This window comes from Acetatifactor sp. (assembly GCF_982438285.1).
The window spans coordinates 1-2,792 of the sequence record NZ_CEWDFQ010000382.1 but is presented as its reverse complement, the minus strand read 5'-3'; the positions used below and the strand labels follow the sequence as shown (position 1 = coordinate 2,792).

2 protein-coding genes are annotated in these 2,792 nt (G+C 51.2%); both read right to left on the bottom strand.

Going from position 1 to position 2,792, the window contains the following annotated elements; genetic code table 11:
- Positions 1-782 (bottom strand): 1-phosphofructokinase (gene pfkB / locus AC1WIP_RS14215; RefSeq protein ID WP_481142445.1); only part of this gene is annotated, 782 nt, incomplete at its 3' end.
- Between the two features lie 20 nt (positions 783-802).
- The gene (gene recJ / locus AC1WIP_RS14210) at positions 803-2,566 is read right to left on the bottom strand and encodes a single-stranded-DNA-specific exonuclease RecJ (protein ID WP_481142444.1); all 1,764 of its coding nucleotides are present in this window, start codon (positions 2,564-2,566) and stop codon (positions 803-805) included.
- Positions 2,567-2,792: the final 226 nt, after the last annotated feature.

The following is a 2,792-nucleotide window of genomic DNA, read 5'->3' as shown; positions in this document are numbered from 1 at the left end:
CTCATGGCCATAGAAGCCACCACACTGTCACCGCAGCCCACTGTATTTAAAACCTTCACATCCTTTGCCGGTTCAAAAATGGTCTGTTCCCCATCCACATAGAGAATTCCCCTGCTTCCCATGGACACCACCACCTTGCTTACGCCCTGCTCCACCAGCCTTTTAGCCTCCTCTTCCACCGCTTCTCTGTCCGCCAGCCTGCAGCCCGCCAGAAATTCCAGCTCTCTCTTATTGGGCTTTATCATATAAGGCTTTTCCTTCACACCTTCCCGCAAAAGCTCCCCCGAGGTGTCCAGTATCACCCTTCTGCCCTCCGCCCTGCAGCGTGCAGCCAGCTCTCCGTAAATGTCTGCAGGCACCCCCTTCGGCACGCTGCCGGAGAGTACCACAAGGGAGGACTGCTCCAGGCAATATTCAAATTCCTTTTTAAAATTTGCAAGCTCCTCTTTGGAAATCTCAGGCCCCGGCTCAAGCAACTCCGTCACATAACCGTCCGCCCCCAAAAGGTTTACATTGGTCCTGGTTTCCCCCTGAATTCTCGTAAAATGGCATTCCGCTCCCAGCTCCATCACGGCGTCCTCTATCATTCTTCCGGTGTAGCCTCCCAGAAATCCCATGGCGGCCACCGGAAGATGAAACTGCCTGAGTATCTTGGTTACATTGATTCCTTTCCCTCCCGCCACGCTGAAGGTTTTTTCCAGGCGGTTCACCTCCCCCGGCAGAAGCCTGGCGATCTGGCAGGTTTTGTCCACGGCCGGATTTAAAGTAACAGTCAGTATCATATCCCTCTATCCTTTCCTGATCAGCAGTAATGCTGCATAATAAACTGCATTTCCTTTTTCCCTCGATAGACATTTATGCCCAGCTGATAAGCCACAGACACACTCAGGGAAGCATTCCCACAATAAAGAGCCTCCTTTGCGCCGGGGCCGTATTTTTCCTCCAAAAAGGAGTCAAACTGCAGAAGATCTCCAAAAAACACCAGCGGAAAGCTTTTCCCCTCCGGGGTTTTCACCCGGTATCTGGCACAGGTTTTGTTCTCTCCCATTTTATAGCCGGACAAAAAAATCAAATCCTTTTGGGCAAATAAGGGCTTTGGATTTCCCACCCCAAAGGGCTCTAAAAGCTCCAGCTGCGCTGCCAGGGCTTCATCCGCATAGGCTAAGGGCATGGGCACATCAATATGTACCCGGGGAATCAAATCCTCCTCCCCCAGGCCGCTTTTTTCATTCAACGCCTGGCGCAGCGGCTCAATATCCTCCTCCCGCATGGAAAATCCTGCCGCAAGCCTGTGTCCGCCGAATTTTGTGAAAAGCTCCTTCACCTCTGTCATGGCATCATACATGGGATAGGCCTCTATGGACCGGCCGGAGCCCTTCACGCCCTCTTCCCCCCTGGTGAGCAGAAATACCGGCCTGTAATATTTTTCCCGAATCCGTCCCGCAATGATTCCTGCCAGGCTTTCATGCACCTTGGGCAGATAGATCACCATCACCTTGTCCTTGTAGATTCCTCTTTCTTCAATATATCTTTCAGCCTCCTCCACCCCCTTTAGGGTGAGATTTTTCCTGCTGTCATTTAATTCCTTCAGCTGTCTGGCTGCGCTCATGGCCTCTGTCTTTTCCTTACTCTGCAAAAGCTCCAGCGCTCTTTTTGCCGTGTCCAGCCTGCCGGTAGCATTTAAGCAGGGCCCCACCACAAATCCCAGATGATATGCGGACAGCTTTTGGAGCAAAATGCCGTTTACCTCTATCAGCGCTCTCAGTCCCGGATTCCTTGTCTGGCGCATTCTCTTAAGTCCCTCTTTTACCAGAATCCGGTTTTCATCCTTAAGCTCCATCACATCGCACACTGTGGCAAGCGCTGCAAATTCCAAAAACTCCTCCATGGCATCTAAAAGCGTTTCACTGTCCACCCTCTCAGATAAGGCTTCCATCAGCTTGTAGGCCACCACAGCTCCGCAGATGCCAGAAAAGGGATAGCCGCACTCCTCTCTCTTGGGGTCCACCACCGCCAGAGCCTGGGGAAGCAGCTCCTTTTTGCGCCCATCCTCCTGAAGGAAGGGAACCTCATGGTGGTCTGTCACAATCACCTGGATTCCCAGCTCTTTCGCCAGTTTAATCTGAGGCGCTGCCGCTATCCCATTGTCGCAGGTAACAATCATCTGGATGCCATCCTGCTTCGCCAGCCGGATCAAATGCTCATTTAAGCCATATCCGTCATGAATCCTGTGAGGAATGGCGGTATCTACCTTTGCGCCCAGTATCTGCAGCCCCTTGGTGAGAATATAAGAGGAACAGATTCCATCCACATCATAATCGCCGATCACCCGTATGGCAGTGCCCCCGGCAGCCGCTTCCAAGAGAGCCTGCACCGCCTTTTCCATATCCTTTAAAAGCCAGGGAGAATGACAGTCCTTAAGGGTTCCATGCAAAAACATGTCAATCTGTTCCTCATCAGTCAGGTCTCTGTTTCGCAGAATTCTGGCCGTTACAGGACTAATGTGAAAATCCCTGGCCCACTTGTCAAAATCTGCCCTTTTGGCAGCCACCAACCATTTTTCCATCTTAATCTCTCATTTCTGAGCGTTTTTACGCCACAGGGCGATGAGAAATCCGCGCATGCGGTTTCTCATCTGCCATCAGACAAATTTGTGACGCTCCAGCACAAATTTGATTTTCCCGGACATTGTAATAGGTAATTGCGAAACCCGCTCCCTGGTATCAGAACCTAGTCATAATAACCAAAATAAGGGTGACTAGCCACTGCTTCGGAACCCGTTTTTGGTTATT

Bases quoted from the DNA above. Each gene is read 5' to 3' on its own strand.
- recJ (WP_481142444.1), bottom strand. From the start codon at position 2,566: ATGGAAAAATGGTTGGTGGCTGCCAAAAGGGCAGATTTTGACAAGTGG.